At 59.4% G+C, this 23,117-nt stretch carries 14 protein-coding genes; 12 read left to right on the plus strand and 2 right to left on the minus strand.

The window, feature by feature from the left end; all coding sequences use genetic code 11:
- Nucleotides 1-57 precede the first annotated feature (57 nt).
- Nucleotides 58-231, minus strand: a complete 174-nt coding sequence (locus HDF09_RS05305) for a hypothetical protein (RefSeq protein ID WP_183763480.1) — start codon at nucleotides 229-231, stop codon at nucleotides 58-60.
- 255 nt (nucleotides 232-486) lie between these two features.
- On the opposite strand from HDF09_RS05305, the gene uvrA reads away from it, so the two are divergent.
- Together uvrA and HDF09_RS05315 are read left to right on the plus strand one after the other, a co-directional pair.
- Entirely contained in the window at nucleotides 487-3,633 is a 3,147-nt protein-coding gene (gene uvrA / locus HDF09_RS05310) for an excinuclease ABC subunit UvrA (RefSeq protein WP_183762457.1), read from the plus strand.
- The gene (locus HDF09_RS05315) at nucleotides 3,630-4,751 is read left to right on the plus strand and encodes a CPBP family intramembrane glutamic endopeptidase (RefSeq protein WP_183762460.1); all 1,122 of its coding nucleotides are present in this window, start codon (nucleotides 3,630-3,632) and stop codon (nucleotides 4,749-4,751) included. Before uvrA ends, HDF09_RS05315 begins: the two co-directional genes overlap by 4 nt.
- A gap of 28 nt (nucleotides 4,752-4,779) precedes the next feature.
- Here HDF09_RS05315 and HDF09_RS05320 read toward each other — a convergent pair whose 3' ends face one another.
- The gene (locus tag HDF09_RS05320) at nucleotides 4,780-6,156 is read right to left on the minus strand and encodes an AAA family ATPase (protein ID WP_183762463.1); all 1,377 of its coding nucleotides are present in this window, start codon (nucleotides 6,154-6,156) and stop codon (nucleotides 4,780-4,782) included.
- 400 nt (nucleotides 6,157-6,556) lie between these two features.
- On the opposite strand from HDF09_RS05320, the gene HDF09_RS05325 reads away from it, so the two are divergent.
- From HDF09_RS05325 to HDF09_RS05370, 10 genes are all read left to right on the plus strand, one after another.
- A complete protein-coding gene (locus tag HDF09_RS05325) occupies nucleotides 6,557-7,231 on the plus strand; it encodes an orotate phosphoribosyltransferase (protein WP_183762466.1) in 675 nt (224 codons plus the stop codon).
- Nucleotides 7,228-7,713 (plus strand): DoxX family protein, encoded by a 486-nt coding sequence (locus HDF09_RS05330; RefSeq protein WP_183762470.1) that lies wholly within the window; start codon nucleotides 7,228-7,230, stop codon nucleotides 7,711-7,713. The genes HDF09_RS05325 and HDF09_RS05330 overlap by 4 nt, the downstream gene beginning before the upstream one ends.
- 203 nt (nucleotides 7,714-7,916) lie before the next feature.
- A complete protein-coding gene (locus tag HDF09_RS05335) occupies nucleotides 7,917-11,399 on the plus strand; it encodes a TonB-dependent receptor (protein ID WP_183762473.1) in 3,483 nt (1,160 codons plus the stop codon).
- A 191-nt stretch (nucleotides 11,400-11,590) separates the two neighbouring features.
- Nucleotides 11,591-12,556 (plus strand): sugar phosphate isomerase/epimerase family protein, encoded by a 966-nt coding sequence (locus tag HDF09_RS05340; protein ID WP_183762478.1) that lies wholly within the window; start codon nucleotides 11,591-11,593, stop codon nucleotides 12,554-12,556.
- A 171-nt stretch (nucleotides 12,557-12,727) separates the two neighbouring features.
- Nucleotides 12,728-14,047 (plus strand): Gfo/Idh/MocA family protein, encoded by a 1,320-nt coding sequence (locus HDF09_RS05345; protein ID WP_183762481.1) that lies wholly within the window; start codon nucleotides 12,728-12,730, stop codon nucleotides 14,045-14,047.
- A gap of 157 nt (nucleotides 14,048-14,204) precedes the next feature.
- The gene (locus HDF09_RS05350; protein WP_183762483.1) at nucleotides 14,205-15,083 is read left to right on the plus strand and encodes a sugar phosphate isomerase/epimerase family protein; all 879 of its coding nucleotides are present in this window, start codon (nucleotides 14,205-14,207) and stop codon (nucleotides 15,081-15,083) included.
- Between the two features lie 247 nt (nucleotides 15,084-15,330).
- A complete protein-coding gene (locus HDF09_RS05355) occupies nucleotides 15,331-15,684 on the plus strand; it encodes an STAS domain-containing protein (protein WP_183762485.1) in 354 nt (117 codons plus the stop codon).
- 285 nt (nucleotides 15,685-15,969) lie between these two features.
- Nucleotides 15,970-19,470: a TonB-dependent receptor gene (locus HDF09_RS05360; protein WP_183762487.1), complete on the plus strand. Its 3,501-nt coding sequence runs from the start codon at nucleotides 15,970-15,972 to the stop codon at nucleotides 19,468-19,470.
- A 315-nt stretch (nucleotides 19,471-19,785) separates the two neighbouring features.
- Entirely contained in the window at nucleotides 19,786-21,360 is a 1,575-nt protein-coding gene (locus HDF09_RS05365) for a GH39 family glycosyl hydrolase (RefSeq protein ID WP_183762489.1), read from the plus strand.
- Between the two features lie 64 nt (nucleotides 21,361-21,424).
- Nucleotides 21,425-22,948: a GH39 family glycosyl hydrolase gene (locus HDF09_RS05370; RefSeq protein ID WP_260180926.1), complete on the plus strand. Its 1,524-nt coding sequence runs from the start codon at nucleotides 21,425-21,427 to the stop codon at nucleotides 22,946-22,948.
- Nucleotides 22,949-23,117 lie beyond the last annotated feature (169 nt).

Below are 23,117 nucleotides of genomic sequence, written 5' to 3' on the forward strand. Positions count from 1 at the left end.
CAGATGTGTGATTGAACTTCAAACAGACCGCGACTGTCAGCCCTTCTGCAGCGCCGCCTAGCTCTTCAAGACCTGCACCGCAGCCGTCACCTGACGAGCAGCATTCCCAGCGATCTGACGCGCATGCATCTGGAACGCGCTAAACATGGCGATACAGACTCCGTAAGCCACCAGAACGCCCACCGCCAACGAAGCCAACACCGCAGACACCAACACAATCGACGAATTCACACCCACTCCTCGGATTTCCAGGCTGCCAGCCCCTTCCGCCGGCAACAAGACTTTTACATCGTGGTTATTGTTACAAACTTCCGGGGGATTACAATGACCCGAAAGTCGAGCTTATTGCACCTTCGGATACATCTTTCCCATTCCGGGGTTGCCCGATCCAAACCCCCGCCACAAAACCGCCAGCCGCCCCAACAAAATCTCTCCCTCAAAATGCCGTATTCTAGAGACTTGGCCGAACATCGCCACAGACATCTCATGGGCATTACACACATCACCGTCCGCGGCGCTCGCCAGCACAATCTGCGCAACGTCGACGTCAGCATTCCGCGCAACACCCTCACCGTCGTCACCGGTCTCTCCGGCTCCGGCAAGAGCTCCCTCGCCTTCGACACCATCTACGCGGAGGGCCAACGCCGCTACGTAGAAACCTTATCGGCCTACGCCAGACAATTCTTAGACCAGATGGAGCGCCCCGACGTCGACGCCATCGACGGCCTCTCCCCCGCCATCTCCATCGAGCAGAAAACCACCTCCCGCAGCCCCCGCTCCACCGTCGGCACCATCACCGAAATCTATGATTATCTGAGGCTTCTGTACGCAAGCGTAGGCCAGCCCCACTGCCCCAACTGCCACCGCCCCATCACCCGCCAGACCGCCGAGCAGATCGTCGAGCGCATCGCCAGCCTCTCCCCCGGCGAGCGTATCACCGTCTACGCCCCCATCGTCCGCGGCCGCAAAGGCGAGTTCCGCGAAGAGCTCGAGGCCCTCGACCAGCAAGGCTTCCGCGCCCGCATCGACGGAGAGATGACCGAGCTCACCGAGGGCATGCGCCTCGAAAAGCGCAAGAACCACACCATCGAAGCCATCGTCGACCGCATCATCCTCAAACCGCTCCCGTCCGACAACGCAAACGCAGCCCTCGCCGTCGCTTCGAAAGAATCAGCCGCCCCCAAGTACGACACCCGCCGCCTCGAAACCTCCGTAGCCAAAGCCCTCCAGATGGCCAACGGCCTCGTCCTCATCGCCATCCACGGCATGGACGAGACCCTCTACTCCTCCTCCATGGCCTGCCCCGACTGCGGCATCAACGTCCCCCGCCTCGAGCCCCGCAGCTTTTCCTTCAACTCCAACTACGGCGCCTGCCCCAACTGCCACGGCCTCGGCAGCATCTACGACTTCGACCCCGCCAAGACCATCACCGACTGGTCCAAGCCCCTGCTCGACGGCGCCATGGGCCCAGGCTCCGGCTCCGCCTACCTCCTCCGCCTCATCAAGCTCTTCGCCGAAAAAACCAAGATCAACATCAAGCTCCCCTTCGAAGACCTCACCACCGAACAACAAAACCTCTTCCTCTACGGCCCACCGCGCAGCGAAGCCGGCCGCACCGGCTTCCACGGCATCTTCAACTACCTCCGCTCCAACCTCGAAGACACCAAATCCGAGGGCTATCGCGAGTACATGATGCAGTACATGTCCGCGACCCTCTGCCCCGTCTGCAAGGGTCGCCGCCTCCGCCCCGAGTCCTTAGCCGTCACAGTAAACGGCGCCTCCATAGCCGACTTCACCGGGCTCCCCCTGGTCCGCGCTCTCGAAGCCGCCCGCAACATGAACTTCGTAGGCCGCGACCGCATCATCGCCGACCGCCTCCAGCGCGAGATCATCGAGCGCCTCGAGTTCCTCAACGCCGTCGGCCTCGGCTACCTCGCGCTCGACCGCAGCGCCGCCACCCTCTCCGGAGGCGAAGGCCAGCGCATCCGCCTCGCCACGCAGATCGGCTCCCGTCTCCGCGGCGTCCTCTACGTCCTCGACGAGCCCTCCATCGGCCTCCATCAGCGCGACAACCAACGCCTCATCAACGCCCTCGAAGACCTCCGCGACCTCGGCAACACCGTCCTCGTCGTCGAGCACGATGAAGACACCATCCGCAAAGCCGACTACGTCCTCGACCTCGGCCCCGGCGCAGGAAAAAACGGCGGCCTTCTCATCGCCGACGGCACCCCCCAACAGATCATGGACAACCCAGCCTCCATCACCGGCCAATATCTCGCCGGCAAGATCGAGATCCTGGCCCGAACCGAACCACGCGCCCTCACCAACAACTGGATCACCGTCGAAGACGCCCACTCCCACAACCTGCAAAACGTCACCGCCCACTTCCCCCTCGGCGTCATGACCGTCATCACCGGAGTAAGCGGCAGCGGAAAATCCACCTTGGTCAACGACATCCTCTACCGCTCCCTCGCAAAGGAACTCTACGGCTCCCGCGAAGAGCCCGGCCAGCACGGCAAGGTCATCGGCATCGACCAGCTGGACAAAGTAATCCAAATCGACCAGTCCCCAATTGGCCGCACCCCACGCAGCAATCCCGCTACCTATACAGGGGTGTTTACGGCGATAAGAGATCTCTTCGCCATGCTCCCCGAGTCCCGCGAGCGAGGCTACAAGCCCGGCCGCTTCTCCTTCAACGTCCAGGGCGGACGCTGCGAAGCCTGCCAGGGCGAAGGCCAGCGCCGCATCGAGATGAACTTCCTCCCCGACGTCTACGTCCTCTGCGAAGTATGTAACGGACGCCGTTACAATCAGGAAACCCTCTCCGTCAAGTTCAACGGCTACTCCATCGCCGACCTCCTAGACCTCCCCATCGCCGACGCCGTCCCCATCCTCAAAGACATCCCCACCGTCAACATCAAGCTCCAAACCCTCGTAGACGTAGGCCTCGGCTACATCCACCTCGGCCAATCCGCCACCACCCTCTCCGGCGGCGAAGCCCAGCGCATGAAGCTAGCCCGCGAGCTCAGCAAGCGCCAGACCGGCCGCACCCTCTACCTCCTCGACGAGCCCACCACCGGCCTCCACTTCGACGACGTGCGCAAGCTCCTCGAAGTCCTCCACCGCCTCACCGACCTCGGCAACACCGTCATCATCATCGAGCACAATCTCGACATCATCCGCAACGCCGACTACATCCTCGACATGGGCCCCGAGGGCGGCGAAGGCGGCGGCCGCGTCATCGCCCACGGCACCCCCGAGCAGATCGCCACCGTCGCCGCCTCCCACACCGGCAGCTTCCTCGCCCGCTACTACTCCACCCACGCCTCCAGCTTCGCCAGCCGCAACGGTACCAGCCACGCCGGCCCCCAACCTGCAAATATCGCCGCCCAGCCCGACGCGATCAAACAACCCAAAGCCAAATTCATCGCGCCCGAGAAGAAGACCGGCCTCGCCAAAGCCAGCGCCACCAAGCCCGACGAGAGATCCCCCAAAAGCATCAAGCCAAAAGCCGCAAAGAAGTCCACAATAAGCAAAGCAGCAACTCAAGAATCAATAAAAGCAGCAACTCAAGAATCGACATCGAAGAAAGCACCCGCCTCAAAGCCGGCCCCACGCACGACGAAAGCATGAGCGACCTAACCCCGAACCCCGCCATCCCCGCAACTCGTCCCAAAACCGCCGGGGATCATTCCGCAACCGCCGGGCATCACTCCACAACCGCCGGGTGCCCCATCTTCGCCGCTGCTAAGGTGGACATGGTGCGAAGCACGACCGCCTTTTTCTCCCTCGGAATCCCCTCACAGCGAAGCCAGTCCGACGCCCCCGTGCGCCCGATACTTCCCGAACGCCCCATACTCCCCGAACTCTCCCTCCTTCCCGAAGGCGAGGCCATCCTCCAGCCTCCCATGGACAACACCCCCAACGACGCCCCCGAAGACGCGCCTCACCGCATCCCCAACCTCGGCCACGCCCTCCTCTTCCTCGCCATCGCCGGCCTCTTCCTCTTCCTCACCCAGCTTCTCCTCCTCGGCCTCACCCACGCTCCCGCGATCGGAGGCAAACTATCCGCCGCCTCCATCCCCCCCAAGCTGCTCATAGCCTCCGAGGCCATCACCTACCTCGCCACCCTCGCCCTCTCCTGGTTCGTCTTCCCCCTCCTCTGGAAGCGCCCCTTCGCCAGCGGCATCGACGCGAACCCCGACGCCGCCCGCCGCAACGCCTTCCGCCTCATCCCCCTCGGCCTCACCCTCTCCTTCGCCGTGCAGGCCATCTCGTCGGTCATCGCCATCCCCAAAGACATCCCCATCGACGACTTCTTCCGCACCCCATCCGACGTCTGGCTGGTCACCCTCTTCGGCATCCTCCTCGCACCCCTCTTCGAAGAGGTCCTCTTCCGCGGCTTCCTCCTCCCCGCCGTCGCCATCGCCTACGACTGGCTCTCGCTCCCCCGCACCCCCGCCGCCCGCGAGCTCTGGCACTCCAACAACAAGATCTCCACCCCCGCCCTGGTCTTCTCCGCCGTCTTCACCAGCATCCTCTTCGCCGCGCTCCACGGCCAGCAGACCGCCTTCACCTGGCCCGTCCTTCTGCTTCTCTTTTGCGTCTCGCTCATCCTCAGCGCCGTCCGCATCCGCCTGCGTTCTGTCCTCGCCTCCACCCTCATCCACGCCAGCTACAACTTCACCATCTTCCTCACCGCCTTCATAGCCACCGGCGGCTACCGACACCTCGAAAAGCTCTCCCACTAAAGCAACTTCCCTGAACAGGGAGACTGCTCTAACCCACTTCCGTCCCCACGGTCTCAACCGCTTCACCGCCAAGCAAACGCCGGTTCAAAGATCCTCCCGCAAACAACATCTCTTCCAGCGCTTCATCCACCGCAGCCTGTGTGAGAACACTCCCCCCGGAGCCTTCCATCTGAAACTGCGCGCAACGCCTCATCAGTTCTTTGATAAAGGCGCCGCTCACACCCTTCGTTCGCCGAACGATCAGCTCCAGCAGCTCCTCCGACATCTTCAGATCGCGCGCATACAGCTTCGTCAGCTTCGCACGGCCCTCCTCGTCCGGTAACGGAAACTCAATCGCCTGATCGATACGCCCCGGACGCGAGACCAGTGCCGGCTCAATCTGGTCGGGACGATTGGTCGTCAGGATAAACAACACCTCGGCATCTTCCCGCAGTCCATCCATCTCATTCAGCAGCTTGTTCAGCAACACCTCCTCGCCCCCGTTTCGCATCTGTGTTCTATCCCGGGCGATCAGGTCAACATCCTCAATCACCATCATGGAAGGCTGCAGGAACCGCGCCAGACGAAAATATTCTCCGATCAATCCCACCTGCTCAGCCGTCACCAGCAACGTTGTATGATTCGGCAACTGCGAAGCCAGATAGTGGATCGTGTGTGTCTTGCCCGTTCCCGGCGGTCCATAAAACAGCAGTCCCTTCCGCGCCTGAAAATGCATCGACTTCAGCGCGTCGCGTGCAGCCATAAAACCGCCAACATTACGATCGAGCGTAGCCAGCGTCTTCTGCGGAAGAATGACATCCTCCCGGCTCACACTAGCCAACCGATGCACCTTCACCGAACTGCCGCCTCCCATCGGATGATGATGCGCCTCAAGCGAAATGACGCGGCCGCGATAGCTGCGGCCCTCGCTGATCGCCTGCTCGAGTTGACGAAAGAAATCCTGCGAGAACCCGGAGCCTGGTTCGCCCGCGGCTACAGCAATCTCGACGTTTACACCCACCTGAACGCCGAATCGCCCACCCGTGGCGAGCATGATCGCAAAGGGTACCCCCTTCTCTCGCCCCATCCACAATCCATTTTTCAGACATCGTGCCGGTTCCGCGTCGCCAACATCGATCTCGTCGTACTGCAGTGGCCCCGTATCCACAGGAAAGTGAGAGCTGCCGAGCATTTGAGCGAACGTAAGGCCCTCATGCGCATTCGGTGAGACAAGTCCAGTCAATCGAGTCTGCGGTTCCCGTTTCAGCAACCCTTCCAGCCCGGTCTGAACATCGATCCGCGACGTAATCGGAAACTGTCGTGCCGCGGTCGCAATGTCACGAGCCGAGACCCCGAAGTGCTTCAATAGATTCCTGGAAAGCTGCGGCTCACGATACCCGTTGCCAACCGAAAAGGAGAACCCCATGCATCTCTAATACCAGCTTCTTCCGGCGCGGTGTGCTTTTTTTCAGGCTCGGACAAGATCTCCCCAGTCCTCCCAAAAAACCAGTCAAGCCCCAAAGCAAGCCAACTCCATGCAAAAAAAGGACATCTCCGTGGCACATTAGTTTACTCCAACTGGCTATAATAGAAACAGCAAGAAAAAGCCTCGGCCCAGCCGGGGCTTTCAACGTTAAACCCACAAGGAGGAATACAAGGCTAACCCCAGTGCAATGAGGACTTTGCCAACCGTAAATCTCCCAAGGTCTTGATTCCAGAGACTTTGACGCGTAAACCAAACCCGCAGTCAACATCTAAGTCGTCTGAATCGAAGACTTTGCACCAAAAAGTCACCCGTAGGGGGTATCCTAGAATCAGAACTGACCATGCCAACCAACAACCGCACGACCCTCCTCAACCTCATCGCCACTCACTCCTTCAAGCTAGGCGACTTCACCCTCGCCAGCGGCCAGAAGTCGGACTACTACATCGACTGCCGCATCACCACCCTCCACGCCGAAGGCGGACGCCTCTCCGGCCTCGTCCTCTACGACCTCATCCGCGAACAAATCCCCAACCCCGAAAAAATCGAAGCCGTAGGCGGCCTCACCATGGGAGCCGACCCGCTCGTCTCCAACACCGCCAGCGCCAGCGCCTGGGCCCTCGCCGACTACAACGAGATCGCCGAACTCTCCGACGTGCTCGAACTCGACCCCGACCAACGCAGCGACGAAGGCCCCGCACCCACCCTCCTCCACGGCTTCCTCGTCCGCAAAGCCGAAAAGGCTCACGGCACCGGCCGCCGCATCGAAGGCTTCCTCAAACCCGGCGCCCACGTCGTCATCGTCGACGACGTCTGCACCACCGGCGGCTCCACCATCACCGCCATCGAAGCCACCCGCGAAGCCGGCATGCACGTAGCCGGAGTCCTCTGCCTGGTAGACCGCGAACAAGGCGGCCGCGCCAACATCGAAGCCGCCATCCCCGGCGTCCCCTTCCTCTCCGTCTTCACCGCCTCCGACGTCCGCGCTGCACACATCGCCCTCGAAAGGAAGAAATGAGCACGACAGCAGCAGATCAACAATCCAATCAACAGTCCAAAGCACTCGCCTTCCTCCGCATCTCCGTCGCTCTTCTCTTTCTCATCTTTGCCGAGTACAAACTGGTCAACACCAAATTCATCTGGGGAGGATTAGCCCACGACCTCGGTCAGCTCCTCAACGAGGGCTCCTACCCCTTCATCCGCCCCCTGCTCAAAAACATCATCCTCCCGCACTCCGTCTTGTTCGCCGCCGTCATCGCCATCTCCGAACTGTTGATTGCACTGAGCTTGCTCTCAGGAGTGCTGGTCCGCTGGGCAAGCCTCGGCGGTCTGACCATGATGCTGCTCTTCCTCTTCACTTCGAACTATCCCGGCCCCAACTCCCCCTTCTGGCTGTTCTTCGGCGCATCTCTCGACAACTCCGTCCTCGCCCTCTGCTTCATTGCTTTCCTGATCAGCCCTCCCCACCAGCGCTGGACTCTTCGCCGTCCCAAACAATAGAGCGACCAGACGCAATCGAGCGACCAGACGCGCTTCTCCAGACAAGCCCGCGCTCCCCCGTTTTCCTGTGCCTAAAGGCCGCAGATGGAAGCTCCTGTTTATTTTCTTGACTGACTTGTATCGCCACTGGTAGGGTTCGTTCGTTCTTCAAACAATAACCAGTTCGGGCCTGAAAAAGTTGTCACACCTTCCGGAGGTTTCACGTGATCGCCCTAAAAAAAATAAGTCTTCTCCTTCTCCCGTTATTGATCCTCAGTCTGTCGCCATCTCTGTTTGGACAGGCGGTCAGCGGCACGCTGCTCGGCACCATCAATGATCCAACCGGAGCCGCAGTTGCCGCAGCGAGGGTCATCGTCATCGAAACTGCTACGCAGACGGCTCACGAAACCGTAACCAACGATAGCGGCAACTACACCCTGCCCAACCTTCCACCCGGCACCTACTCCATCACGGTCGAAGCCAATGGCTTCAAGAAAGATACCCATGAGGGCATCGATCTTCTCACCAACACCTCAACCCGCGTCGACTTCGCGCTCGTCACCGGCAGCGCCTCCGAGACGATCACCGTATCCACCGCTCCCGCGCTGCTGCAAACAGACCGCGCCGATATCTCCACCACCCTCGAGGCGCATCAGATCACCAATCTCCCCCTCAGCAGCGGCAACAGCTTTCAATCCTTGCTCAACACCGTGCCCGGCATGGCCCCCGTCGTCTTCAACAACTCACAGTTTTTCAACGCCAACAACGATCTGTCGGTGAATGCGAACGGTCAGTCCTCCTACGTCAACCTCTATCAAATTGAAGGTATCGACGACGATCAGCGCACCGGAATTCACATCATCCTCGTCCCCCCAGCCGCCGCAATCCAGAACGTCGACATCACCACCAATAACTTCGAGGCAGAGTTTGGCCGCGCCGTCGGCGGCGTCGTCAACGTCACCCTCAAGTCAGGTACGAATCAATTTCATGGATCTGCATTTCAAAACATGGAGAACAACGGCGTCAATGCGCGCAACTACTTCTCCAGCGGCCCCAACGGACGCCTCGTCTACAACTACACAGGCGGTTCGCTCGGTGGCCCAATCCTCAAAGACAAACTTTTCATCTTCGGCGACTTCCTCCGCACCTCCGATCATGAGGCTTCCACCGTCAACACGAATATCCCCTTCTACAACGTCGTTAACGGCAACATCGACCTCAGCAAATACGCTGGTCAGGTCTACGATCCGAAGACTGGAGATACAGCAGATTGCTACGGTGGTCCAACGCCGGCCAACTGCGGCAAGGGCCGCACCGCGTTCGCAGGCAATCAGATCCCGCTGAGCCGGGTCATGACGCCGGCAAACGACAGCAACATCGGGTTGACCGTCCTTCAAATGCTCGACACCCTCGCGAGAGATCCAAAGAAGAATCTCGCCTCCGCTGCCTATATCGCCGGTGCCAAGACCAACAACTTTTCGCAAAACTCACCCTTCAGCAAAGACGCAATCAGCTACGACATCAAATCAGACTGGACGATCTCCCAGAAAGATCACCTGAGTGGTCGCTTCAGCCATCAAAAAATCACCACCTTCCAGGCGCCTCTGTTCGGATCCTTTCTCGGTGGCCCAGCAGGCGGGGGGTTCGAAGCTACCGGAACGGCGACCGCTTACAGCACCGGCGTCAACTACGATCACGTCTTTTCGCCAACCTTGTTTACCGAGGCACGCTTTGGTGTAGCCCACCTTCGCAACTCAGCGCAACAGTCCGACTTTGGTACGGACGACGCTAAGAAACTCGGCATCCCCGGCACCAATCTCAGTTCGATCGATAGCGGACAAGTTGCCTTCCAGGTAAGCAACTTCGCCGGCAACGGAGAAAACGGCACCACCAATCCGCTCATCGGCTACTCCCAATCGCTCCCCTGGCTCCGCGCCGAGTCGAACATCGACTTCGCCAACAACTGGACCAAGATCCTTGGCAACCATGCGCTCAAAGCAGGCGTCGACATCCGCCGCATCCGCGACGATCTCCTTCAGGGAAACATCAACGCGGCTGCAGGAACCTTTTACTTCAGCGAAAACCAGACGTCCACCCCGGGCGCGCTCTCCAAGGGGCAGGCGAACGATATCGCCAGCATTCTCCTTGACACCCCGTATCAGGTAGGTCAGGACACGAACAGTACCTTCCCCGCCTACCGTCAGACCTGGCTCTTCTTCTTTGTCGCCGACAAGTGGCAGGCTACCTCGAAGCTGACCGTCGACGTCGGCCTGCGATATGAACTCTACCCACCCGCCACACCGCGTAAAGCGGGAGGATTTTCCAGCTACAGCCCAGCAACCAATGTGCTGACGATCGCCGGCGTAGCTGGAAATCCCTCGAATATCGGAATGAAGACCGACTACACCAACTTCGCACCCCGGCTCGGCGCCTCCTTTCGCGCCACCGATTCCACGGTCCTCCGAGCCGGATTCGGCGTCAGCTACGTTCCCTTCGTAGACAACACTTACGCCTACAACTATCCCATCAAGACCAGCACCGACTACACCAATATTCCGACCTATGGTGCCGCCGTACTGGGTTCCACGAATCAAGCACCAGTCAACTTCGTAAGCGGAATCCCACCCACCCCGCCCGTCCCCATCAGTGCCAATGGAACCATCACAGCAACCGGCAACACCTTCCTCAACAGCCTTGGCAACCTGTACATCCCGCTCAACTTCAAGAATGCTTACGTCTCCTCCTGGAATGCGGCCATCCAGCAGGCGCTCCCGCATGACAGCTCTCTCCAGATCGCTTATGTTGCCAACCACGGCACGCGAATTGACTCCTCGCAGAACATCAACGTCCCCAGCGTCTACGGAGAGAGTGCAGCCTTCGATCCGTTGAACATAGCCTTTGGAAAGACCGCCTCCGTGACTCAATTCTTTCTGGGCTACTCCTCCAACTACCAATCGCTGCAAGTACAATTCACTCGCCGATTCACCCACGGCATAGCCTATGGCTCAGCCTTTACCTGGGGCAAGGCGCAAAACTATGTGACCACCCCACAAGATGGAGCCCTGCTCTTCTACAGCGGCGACCGCCGTCGCAACTACGCCCTTGCGGACTTCGACCGCAGGCTCAACTTCTCCCAGACTCTCACCTGGGAGCTGCCGGCCGGCAGGAATCACAAGTACTTCAACTCAGGCATCGGCTCCTACGTACTGGGTGGCTGGAAGACCTCGGTCATCCTATCGGCGGTCTCCGGCCTGCCATTTACCCTCACAACCACAAGCGCGACCCCCGGTACAACCCAGACCGTCGATCAGGTTGCCCCCTTCCACGTCCTGCATCACCACAGCAACCCTAGCGGTAGTACACAATGGTTCGATCCAACCAGCTTCAGCGTCAGCAGACTCACTGGTTGCGTATCCCCCGGTCCGTGCGTCGTTGGAAACACGCAACGAAATCAGTTCCGCGGCCCCGGCTACTTCTCAGACAACCTGTCGCTCTTCAAAAGCTTTCCCATCTTCCGCGAGTCGTCTCTCGAGGCTCGCTTCGATGCCTTCAACCTGACCAACACACCCGCCTTCGGTCTGCCCGGAACCACCTTCGGCTCCAGTTCGTTTGGCGTCATCAGTACAACCCTCGGCAGTGGCGTCGGCAATGTCAACGGCGTCGGCGGCCCACGTGTCCTTCAGGCGGCAGTCAAGATCGCCTTCTAACCAGGAAGAGAAGTCCCGGTACCTCTCGCCGGGACTTCTCTCCTTGCTTCCAGATCTACCTTCGAGATTCGGCACGAGAGCTTCGCATCGTTGACCTCAAGAACGATGCAACTAATTAGCCAACGGATCGTCTAAAGTCCCTGTTCTCGCATCCTGCCAAAATGGCAAATAAGAAAGAGGAGTTCAAAATCATGAAGAGTGTTTCCAGGCGACAGTTCATAGGGGGTTCGGCTGGCTTAGCCGCATCGCTCTCTTTGCCTATGCGCGCATGGGCCGCAACTTCGCCCTTCAAAATCGCCGTCATCTCCGACGAAATCTCTCAGGACTTCGATCACGCCTGCTCGGTCATCGCGAACGACTTCGGCCTCCACTACGTCGAGCTGCGCGAGATGTGGGGCAAGAACCTTCAGGCCTCCTCCGACGCCGAGATCGCCGAAGCACTCAAGATCCTCGCCAAATACAACCTCCAGGTCACTGACATCGCCAGCCCGCTCTTCAAAGTGGACTGGCCCGGAGCCCCCAAATCGCAGTACAGCTCCAAAGAAGATCTTCACGGTGCCGCCGAGTCCGCCTACAAGCAACAGGACGAAGTCCTCGCCCGTTCCATCTCCCTCGCCAAACAATTCAAGACCGACAAGATCCGCTGCTTCGACTTCTGGCGTCTCGATGACGTAGCTCCCTACCGCGCAGCCATCAACGAGAAACTCCGCTCCACCGCTGAAGTCACCGGCAAACAAGGAATCCTCTTAGTCATCGAAAACGAGTTCGCCTGCAACACCGCCACCGGCCGCGAAGCAGCCAAGACCCTCGAAGCCGTACAATCCCCGCACTTCGTCCTCAACTGGGACGCGGGAAACGCCGTCATGCGCGGCGAGCTCGACGCCTTCCCCGGCGGCTGGGACGCTCTCCCCAAAAATCGCATCCACCACTGCCACTGCAAGAACGCCGTCAAGGACGACACCGGAAAGATCGTCTGGTCGCCAGTAGACAAAGGCTTCGTCGATTGGACCGCACAGTTCCGCGCCCTCAAGCAGTCCGGCTACCGCGATGCCGTCAGCCTCGAAACCCACTGGCGCGGAGCAGGCACGCCCGAAGCCTCCACGCGAATCAGTTGGGCCGGCATGAAGCAGTGCCTGATCAACTCAGGAACCTTCTAGTGCTTCCATTTACAGCGCCGTCATCCTGAACCACTTTCACCTTATGCCGTCATCCTGAGCGAAGTTGCTCGCGCACTTTGCGAGCAACGCAGTCGAAGGATCCCTGTATTTCGCTTTTGTCTCTCAACACTAGGCAAGCATCCTGCCTCAATCTCCTAAGGAGGAAAAACAATGATCACCAGACGAGAGTTTCTCGACACACTGGCAGTAGGAGCAGCGGGCCTCGCTGTCGCGTCAACCGCAAAGAGTTACGCGCAGATCCTCGGCTCCAACGACCGCCTCAACTTCGCCGTCATCGGCGTTCGCAGCCGCGCCTACGCTCACCTCTCCGCCCTCAAGGCGAACAAGAAAGATGCCCGCATCACCTACGTCTGCGACGTGGACAGCAACACGCTGAAGAAGTTCGCCGACGACACGCAAAAAGAGATGGGCGAAGCCCCCACTGCCGAAAAAGACTTCCGCCACATCCTCCAGCTGAAGGACGTCGACGCCATCACCATCGCAGCGCCCGACCACTGGCACACCCCCATGGCCATCGCCGGACTGCAAGCCGGCAAGCACGTCTACGTCGAAAAGCCCTGCAGCCACAACCCTGCCGAAGGCGCGCTCCTCGTCCAGGCCCAGCAGAAGTACGGAAAGCTCGTCCAGATGGGCACGCAGCAGCGCTCCTCCCCCCACACCATCGAGATCGTCGACAAGATTCACAACGGCCTCATCGGTCGCGCCTACTTCGCAAAAGCCTGGTACAGCAATGTAAGAAAATCAATCGGCACCGGCAAGGAAGCACCCGTCCCGCCGCAGCTCGACTGGGACCTCTGGCAGGGCCCGGCACCGCGCCGCGCCTACACCGACAACATCCAACCCTACAACTGGCACTGGTTCAGAACCTACGGCACCGGCGAAACCCTCAACAACGGCACCCACGAGGTCGACGTCTGCCGCTGGGCGCTCGGCGTCGACTTTCCCGACCGCGTCACCTCATCCGGCGGACGCTATCAGTTCAAGGACGACTGGCAGTTCTACGACACCCTCGTCACCAGCTTCTACTACCCCGACAAGATGATCACTTGGGAGGGCAAGAGCTGCCAGGGCATGAAGTACTACAACCGCGACCGTGGTTCAGCCATCATGGGAACCACCGGCACCGTCCTCGTCGACCGCGACGGATACGAGATCTACGACCTCAAAGGAAACAAGACCAGCGAGTTCACCACCGGCCAAGAGACCTCCTCCTCCGATCTCACCGGCCGCGACTCCATGACCGACGCTCACTTCGCGAACTTCATCGCCGGAGTCCGCAAGGGAGAAAAACTCAACGCTCCCGTCTCCATCGGAAACGTCGCAGTCACCATGCTTCAACTCTCCAACGTCGCCTGGGAGGTCAATCGCGAGCTCCAACTCGACAACTCCGATGGCAAGGTGCTCCACGACTCCGAAGCCATGAAGATGTGGGGCCGCGACTACGAAAAAGGCTGGGCGCCCCACGTCTAGACCTCACAACACGTGATGCCGACTGCTGTCGATCGCCAGTCCGCATCACGTTGCTCCAAATCTGCCGGGGCCGTCTCATCCATAAAAGATTCAAACACCAGCCGGCGGAGCCATCACAACACAAACAAACCCCAGGAAAGCGCGAGTCCGACCTCTCATGACCAATACGCTCTCACGTCGCAGCTTCGTCCAATCCGGCGCTCTCCTCGCGGCGGCAGGAATCACCTCCAACGCCCTTCCGTCCCTGGCGCTGCAGCCCTCGCACGTCACCGGAGCGCCGTCACCCATCCAACTCGGCCTCGCCAGCTACACCTTCCGCAACTTCACCCGAGCCCAGATGATCGGCTTCATGAAGCAGCTCAACATCACCGACCTCAACGTCAAGGACATCAAAGACCATCTCCCGATCGACCCCACCGAAGAGGCCAAGGCCCTCGCAGACTACACCGCCGCCGGCATCAAGCTCCGCGCCGCCGGAGCCATCTACTTTCCCAAAGACGACGACGCCGACATCCGCAGCAAGTTCGAGTACTGCAAGCGCGCCGGAATCTCCCTCATCGTCGCCGGCGACCCCTCCCCCGAAACCCTCCCCCGCGTAGAAAAATTCGTCAAGGAATACGACATCCGCATCGCCATCCACAACCACGGCCCCGAAGACAAGCTCTGGCACTCCCCCCTCGACATCCTCAAAGCCGTCAAAAACATGGACCCCCGCATCGGCTGCTGCATCGACGTCGGCCACACCGTCCGTGCCGGCACCGACGTCGTCCAGGCCATCCACGAAGTCGGCCCCCGCCTCTTCGACGTCCACATGAAGGACCTCACCAACTTCGACAGCAAAGAGAGCCAGGTAGCCGTCGGCGACGGAATCATGCCCGTCAGAGGCATCTTCGAGGCCCTCATCAAAACCAAATACAAAGGCTTCGTCGACCTCGAGTACGAAGTCCACGCCGACGACCCCATGCCAGGAGTCATCGCCAGCTTCTCCTACATGCGAGGAGTCCTGGCAGGAATGGGATATCTAACCCACGGCTGATCCCACTCTATCTTCTCTGCGAACCCCGCCGTCTCCAAGTCGCCCGGATGCAAATCTCCTGCCGCAAATCTCCTGCCCGCAATGTCATCGTGGGCAGGAGGATGTTATCCTGCCGCAGGCTGGCACGGTGGAGCTTTCGCTGCTGCCGATCGACTTGACCATCGACTTAACCGGCGGCAGACCATCGACAGTCGCTCTCAGGATGGGCCGATCCACCCAGCAGTTGTCGAGAAGAAGGAGCAGCATTTTGAACACGCTTGAGATCAAGATCATGAAGTACGGAGAGATCGAAGCGGTCGAACTGAGCGGTGCCCTCGTCCTCGGCACTCCGGTCAACAACCTGCGGCAAAAAATCGACAACCTCACCGCTCACGGTGCAAACCAGTTCGTCTTCAATCTCACAGGAATCACCCGCATGGACTCAAGCGGCATCGGCCTTCTGGTCATGATCATGAGTTCGACCAAGGAAGCGGGCGGAGCCTTGAAGCTTGTCAATCCATCCAAGCAGGTAACGCAGACCCTGAAGATGTGCAATCTCTTACCACTCTTCGAGATCTTCTCCGAAGAACAGGAAGCCATTTCCTCCTTCGCAAAATCCTGAACACGCGAAATCCTGAATACCAGAAGCGCATCCAAGAATCTGCTCTCCAACCGCAGGTCTCCAACTCCTCCTGCTCTGTCACCGGCAGCACCCAAATGCGCTAGTCAAGTACTGCTTCCAGAGATGTTGATCCGCCCGTAAGAATCAACTTCCCAACCTTGACAGTCTTTTGCCGTGACGCGCATAGTCTTACCGGTCAAACGTTTGCCTAGCCATATCCCTGTCCACAAAAGGACGCTCCCCTATGGCGGCAGATCCCCAGACGTTTCCCATCAGGAGGCCATCATGCAACACTTTCGTTCTAGCAGCATCGCTCCTCTCACGAGGCTCCGGCACTCTCTGCTCGGCCCAACATTGCTCGCCATCCTCTTCAGCCTGTGCGCGGTCACCGCTCACGCACAATTCCGCGCATCGATCCAGGGAACCGTCAGCGATACCGAAGGTGCCGTCATTCCGGGAGCAACCCTGACCCTCACCGATACCGACACAAACCACGTCATAACCGCCATCTCCAACGACAGCGGCACCTACAACTTCAACGCCCTCCCCCCAGACCACTTCAACCTCACCGTCGACGCAAAGGGATTCAAGCAGCAACTCATCCAGAACGTGCACATCATTCCCGAGCAATCCAATTCTGTCAATGTGACACTGTCGTTGGGTGAGGCAACAACGAGCGTCACCGTCTCCGGCGATGCCCTTCCCGCACTCGACACCGAGACCGCATCGATCAGCGGAACCGTAGACAGCAACCAGATCCAGCATCTCCCCTCCACCGGCCGCGACGTCTTCCAGCTTGTGCAACTCGCGCCCGGCGTCTTCGGCGACGGCGCACAGTCTTCAAACCCGGGCAATGCCAACCAGCTTCCTGGAACCCAGGGCCCCGGCGGCGCCAATCGAGCGAACGGCATCTTCCAAACCGAAAACGGCCCCCAGGCCAATGCCAACGGAGGCCAGTACGAGACCAACGGAATTCAGATCGACGGCATCAGCACCGTCAGCGCAGTCTGGGGCGGAACTTCTGTCATCACTCCCTCCGAAGACTCCGTCGGCAACGTCAAAGTCCTCTCGAACGGTTATGACGCCGAGAACGGCCGCTTCAGCGGCGCTCAAATCCAGGTCACCTCGAAGACCGGCAGCAATCAATACCACGGCAGCGCCTTCTTCCGCGCCAGCCGGCCCGGCCTCAATGCCTACCAGCGCTATAACGGCGCAGGCACCTTTCAACCTGGAACCCCGGACGAGCGCGGCCTTTTGCGAGACAGCGAAAGGGCAAACCAGATCGGCGGAAGCGTTGGCGGCCCTATTCTCCACGATAAGCTCTTCGCCTTCTTCGCCTACGAAACCCAGCGTAATAACTCGCAGACGCCGGGTACCGGCTGGTACGAAACTGCCGCCTTTCAAGCCCTCGCCCCTGCAAACAGCATCTCAAAGACATACCTCAGCTTCCCGGGCTCTCTAGTCTCGTCTTCGTCGCTCATCAATCAAACCTGCGTCAACGCCGGCCTGACCGAGGGTGTCAACTGCGTCACCATTCCCGGTCAAGGTCTCAACATCGGTTCGCCCCTCAATCAGCCTCTAGGAACCCAGGATCTAACCTGGAAGAGCACCACCAACCCCGGCGTTGGCGGAGGCCTCTCGAACGTACCCGACATCGCCTTCTACAACACGGTGAACCCCAGCACCCAAACCGCCAGCCAGTACAACGGGCGTCTCGACGCCAACATCACCAAGAAAGACCACGCGGCCTTTGCCGTCTACTGGGTCCCTCTCGTCACGACCAACTACAACAGTTCGGTCCGCGCATACAATCTTTTCAATCGCAAGCAGAACAACGAAGCATATTCCGTCATCTGGAACCACATCTTCTCGCCGACCTTCCTCAACGAAGCTCGCGCCAACGACGCCGGCTATCGCTTTAACGAGGTCACCTCTAACCCGCAGGCGCCCTTCGGTCTGCCGCTATCGATCGTCGACAATCTTGGCAGTATCAGCCTTGGCACATTCGGAGCCGGTGGCCCCGGCGATCTCAATCAACACACCTTCACCTATAAAGACATCGCCACCAAGATCGCCGCCAACCACACCATCAAATTCGGCGGCGAAGTAACCCGGCTCTATTACCTCAACAACAACGTCGGCGCGGCCCGCCCAATCTACTCCTTCTACAACATCTGGGACTTTCTCAACGACGCTCCGCATAGAGAAGACGGCAGCTTCAATCCTGCAACCGGTACACCCTCCGCAAACCGCCAGGACACTCGCGAAGACTTCTACGGCTTCTTCCTTCAAGACGACTGGAAGGCTCGCCCAAATCTGACCCTCAATGTAGGCCTTCGCTACTCGTACTTTGGCCCATTCTCCTCCAAGGAAAACAACCTCGGCGTCGTCGTGCTCGGCGGCGGTGCCAGCACCTACACCGACCTCACTATCCGGCATGGAGGCAACCTCACCAAAGCGCAAAAAGGAAACTTCGGTCCTGAGTTTGGCTTCGCTTTCAGTCCTGATATGTTTCATGGCAAGGCTGTCTTCCGCGGAGGCTATGGTCTCAACTACAACCAGACAGAGATCTCAATCTCCGGCAACTCCGGCAACAACCCACCCGGCATTCTGGGCGTCAGCTATGCCAGCGGCAGCCCCACCGCCATCGATCCGCGAATCGTCTACGGCATCGCCGCCGATCCCAAATCGCTCTTCGGCTATCCGCCAAACCCAAACGCCATCGGAGGCTTCAACTCCGTAAACCTCCCCATCTCTGGAGGAGCCTTCCTCTATGCGTTCCAGGCCAACCAGCCCACCATCTACACCCAGCACTTCTCCCTCGACACCCAGATAGATCTCGGCCACCAGTTCGTCGCCACCGTCGGCTACCAGGGAAGCACGACCAAGCATCTCATCGTTCAATCCTTCCTCTACGTCAACGCATTTGCAGCGGGACAAGCACAAAACCCCCTCGTGCAGAACATCGACGAGTATGCAAACACCGGCAACTCAAACAACAACTCTCTGCTGCTGGGCTTCAAGCACCAGATGTCTCACCAGTTCATGTTCGACGCGGAGTTCAACTACGCGAAGACGATGGACACCGGCTCCGGTCCCTTCTTTCAGAATCAATATCCTTACCTGCCTTACCTCGCATACGGCCGTTCCGACTTCAACTACGGCAAAGCGTTCAAGCTATACGGCCTCTGGCAGCCAAAGTTCTTCCACGGCAATGCACTGCTATCCAAAGTAGCGGATGGCTGGTCCCTCAGCGGCATCTTCAACCTGCACACCGGCTTTCCCTTCACCCCGACCTATAACGTGCCGGGAGGCAACCTCTACTACGCCGCCAGCGGATACAACACACTGCGTCCGGCCTCGTATAACGGAGGCGCAAAAAGCAGCAGCAGCAATGATGCCTTTGAAAACGGCAAACCCAACCTCAACTTCCCCGACGCCGGCCCCACCCAGCCCTACTTCACCGCGCCTGTCGCGCCCACCGCGGGCTCTTCCGGCTTCGCATCCGGACTGCCGCAACTTCCCGGTATCGCACGCAACTCCTTCAACGGCCCAGGCTATAGAGACGTCGACGCAACCCTCACCAAATCCTTCGGCCTACCGAAGGCAAAGATCATTGGAGAAGACGCCGCCATCGAGATCAGAGCCGACGCCTTCAACCTCTTCAACAACATTAACCTCACCCCGGGCTCGCTTAACACCAACATCCTGGTTCCAAACTTCGGTCAGGCCAACAACGCCCTCTCCGGCCGCATCATCAACCTCCAGGCCCGCTTCAGCTTCTAGTGCCTCATCTTTCTTGCAGTACAAGAGATGCTCCCTCGGGAGCATCTCTTTCTTCAACGTCCTAAGCCGCGCAATCGGCCACCACACGGCGCAAAAAAAGGACGCCGACGCAATCCAAAAAGTGGCTGCCTCATTTATGGTGCAACAATGGTGCAACGTCATCCCGAAATTTTTTCTGCAAAAAAACAACAAAACCCGCGTCATTCCTAACTCCGCACCACGCCAACATGGTGCTAATTCACCACGTTTCACCACCAGAAAACCACGTTGTCACCACGAATTCACCACAAGCTGCACACCCTGGAGAGATCTCTCATGATTCGATCCCGCACACTCGCCCTGGCCGCGCTTAGCCTCTGCCTTTTCAGCTCCTTATCCCTCACCGCCCAGCAAGCGGAGCAGATCCGCATCGACGCCAACGCCCCCACCACCCCCTTCCCCCACTTCTGGGAGCAAACCTTCGGCTCCGGTCGCGCCATCCTCTCCCTCCGTCAGAGCTACCGTGACGACCTTCGCACCGTCAAGAACGTAACCGACTTCAAATCAGTCCGCTTCCACGGCATCTTCATGGACGAAGTCGGCCTCTACGACCCCGACGCCACCACGAAGAACCCCGGCCTGCCTCCCGAAAAAGTTCAGGGCGCCGGCGTCTACAACTTCTCCTACATCGACCAGATCTACGACGGCCTCCTCGCCAACAACATCCGTCCTTTCACAGAGTTAAGCTTCATGCCCCGCAAGATGGCAGCCGACCCAAATCAGACGCAGGCCTTCTTCTACAAGCCCGTCGTGTCACCGCCAAAGGACTACGCCCTCTGGGACGCAATGATCACCGCCTTCGCCCAACACCTCATCGACCGCTACGGCATCGACGAAGTCGCAACCTGGAACTTCGAAGTCTGGAACGAACCCAACCTCGACTTCTGGGGCGGCCGTCCCAACATCCCCACCTACTTCGAACTCTACGATCACACCGCGCTCGCACTCAAAAAAGTCAGTCAAAGAATCCGTGTAGGCGGCCCATCGACGGCCCAGGCAGGGTACGTCGCGGACTTCCTCCAACACTGCAAAGACCACAACATCCCCGTCGACTTCGCCTCCACCCACGTCTACGCGAACGATACCGCCAAAGATGTCTTCCACACCGACGAACAGATTCCCCGCGACGTCATGGTCTATCGCGCGGTCAAAAAAGTGCACGACGAGATCGCCGCCTCACCCTACCCAAAGATGCCGCTCATCTTCAGCGAGTACAACGCCAGCTACTCCAACGAGCCCGACGTAACCGACACCACCTACCTCGGACCTTGGCTCGCCAACAACATCCGCCAGTGCGACGGCCTCACCGAGTCGATGAGCTACTGGACGTTCTCCGACGTCTTCGAAGAGCAGGGAGTCGTCCGAACGCCCTTCTACGGCGGCTTTGGCCTCGTCGCTGCAGACGGCATCCCCAAGCCTTCCCTCAACGCCTTCGCCATGCTGCACCGCCTTGGAGACCTCAGAATTGAACTTGAAAACGATGACGCACTCGCAACCAAATCGAGCGATGGCGCGGTAGAAGTCGCTCTCTGGAACTACGCCCCACCCTACGGCATCGGAGCCGCCTACACCCCTCCTCCCGCCAACAAAGGCCCAGACAAGAGCTTTCAGCTAACCTTCGCCAACCTCCCATCAAGCGCAAAGGTTGAACTCTTGCGAGTGGATGACGACCACGGAAACGCAGTGAAAGAGTTTGACGCCATGGGCAGGCCGCGCGACCTCACGCAGGATCAGATCAAAAAGTTGAGAGCCGCCGGTGCCATGTCGCCTGCAGAAAAACTCCGGCTCTCCAACGGTCATCTGCAGATCACTGTGCCGCCACACGGCCTGGTCGTTCTCATCGTTAAATAAAAAATGCCAAATAAAAACGGCCAAATAAAAACAGCCCTCCCCGCTGTTCAGAACGAGGTCACAAATGATGCGCCGCCGAAGCAGACTCCTACCGCTCTCTCTGATTCTTTTGTGCACTGCATGGCCGTGTTTCTCTCAGTCTCAGCCGCCCGCCGAAGAAGTCGTCACCATCGACGCCCACGCCACCACAACGCCATTCCCGCACTTCTGGGAGCAGATGTTCGGCTCCGGCCGCGCCATCCTCACCCTGCGCGAAGCCTATCGCGAAGACCTCCGCGCCGTTAAAAAAGTAGCCGACTTCCGCTACGTGCGCTTCCACGCTATCCTGCACGACGAGGTCGGCGTCTACAACGAGGACGAGCACGGCAACCCCGTCTACAACTTCGCCTACGTCGACTCCATCTACGACGGCCTCCTGAAGAACGACGTTCGCCCCGTCGTAGAGATCAGCTTCATGCCCAAAAAGCTTGCCTTCAACCCCGACGCACTCCATCCCTTCTGGTACAAGCAGAACGTCTCGCCACCAAAGAGCATGGAGCGTTGGGACGACCTCATCCAGCACTTCGCCCAGCACCTCGTCGAGCGTTACGGCATCGACGAAGTCTCTCAGTGGTACTTCGAGGTCTGGAACGAACCCAACATCGACTTCTGGAACGGCATCCCGCGCCAGGAGTCGTACTTCGAGCTCTACGATCACACCGCCGGCACACTCAAATCCGTCAGCCCTCGTCTGCGCGTAGGCGGCCCCGCCACCGCCGCAGCACAGTGGGTCCCAGAGTTTCTCCAGCACACCGCGGACAACCACATCCCCGTCGACTTCGTCTCGACCCACGGCTACGCCGACGATACCGTCCACAACATGTTCGGCACCCACGAAGACATCCCCATGGACGACCGCGTAGGCCGCGCCATAGCCAAGGTACGCGGAGAGATCGATCACTCCCCCACACCTCACCTCCCGCTCTTCTGGACCGAGTGGAACGTCCCCGGCATGATGGAGGCGCGCGACACCATCTACGTCGGCCCCGCTCTCGCCAACACCGTACGCGAGTCCGCCGGCAACGTAGACATGCTCTCCTTCTGGACCTTCTCCGACGTCTTCGAAGAAGGCGGCCCCACCAGCACCCCCTTCCGCGGAGACTTCGGACTACGCGCCTTCGACGGCATCAACAAGCCCAGCTACTACGCCTACGGTCTCCTGCACCAACTCGGCGACCAGCGTCTTGCCAACACCTCCCACAACCTGATCGTCACGCGAACATCCAACGGAGACCTGGCCATCGCAGCCTGGAATCTCGTTGACCCCGGCCACCAAGGTCTCTCCCGCGAGCTGAACCTCCATCTGTCCGGCGTCCCGCAAAACGCGAAGGTCGCGATGCAGCGAGTCGACCAGGCCCACGGAAACGTCCTGCCGCAGTGGGCAGCCATGGGCAAACCCAAAAACCCTACACCCGCCCAGGCCGAACAGCTAAACCGCGAGACCGCACTCCCCGCCCCGGAGCAGACCGCGCTTCACAATGGAACTCTCCACCTCAGCCTTACTCCGAATGCCCTGGTCCTGATTCAAATCGAAGACTCGCGACATTGAATCGCCCAAACCCAGACAGAATCGCTTCACCTCTCCACCGAGCCAGCGAAAAAAGAAATTCCAACTACGGAGCGACAGCGCAAATTTGTGCATCAAAAGGCAGAACAGATAAACGAAGCGCCGCATGGAGGAATTGCTCTCCTCTATTGCTAGCCCGTCCAAAGAGATC

This window comes from Edaphobacter lichenicola, assembly GCF_014201315.1.
Classification (GTDB): Bacteria; Acidobacteriota; Terriglobia; order Terriglobales; family Acidobacteriaceae; genus Edaphobacter; species Edaphobacter lichenicola_B.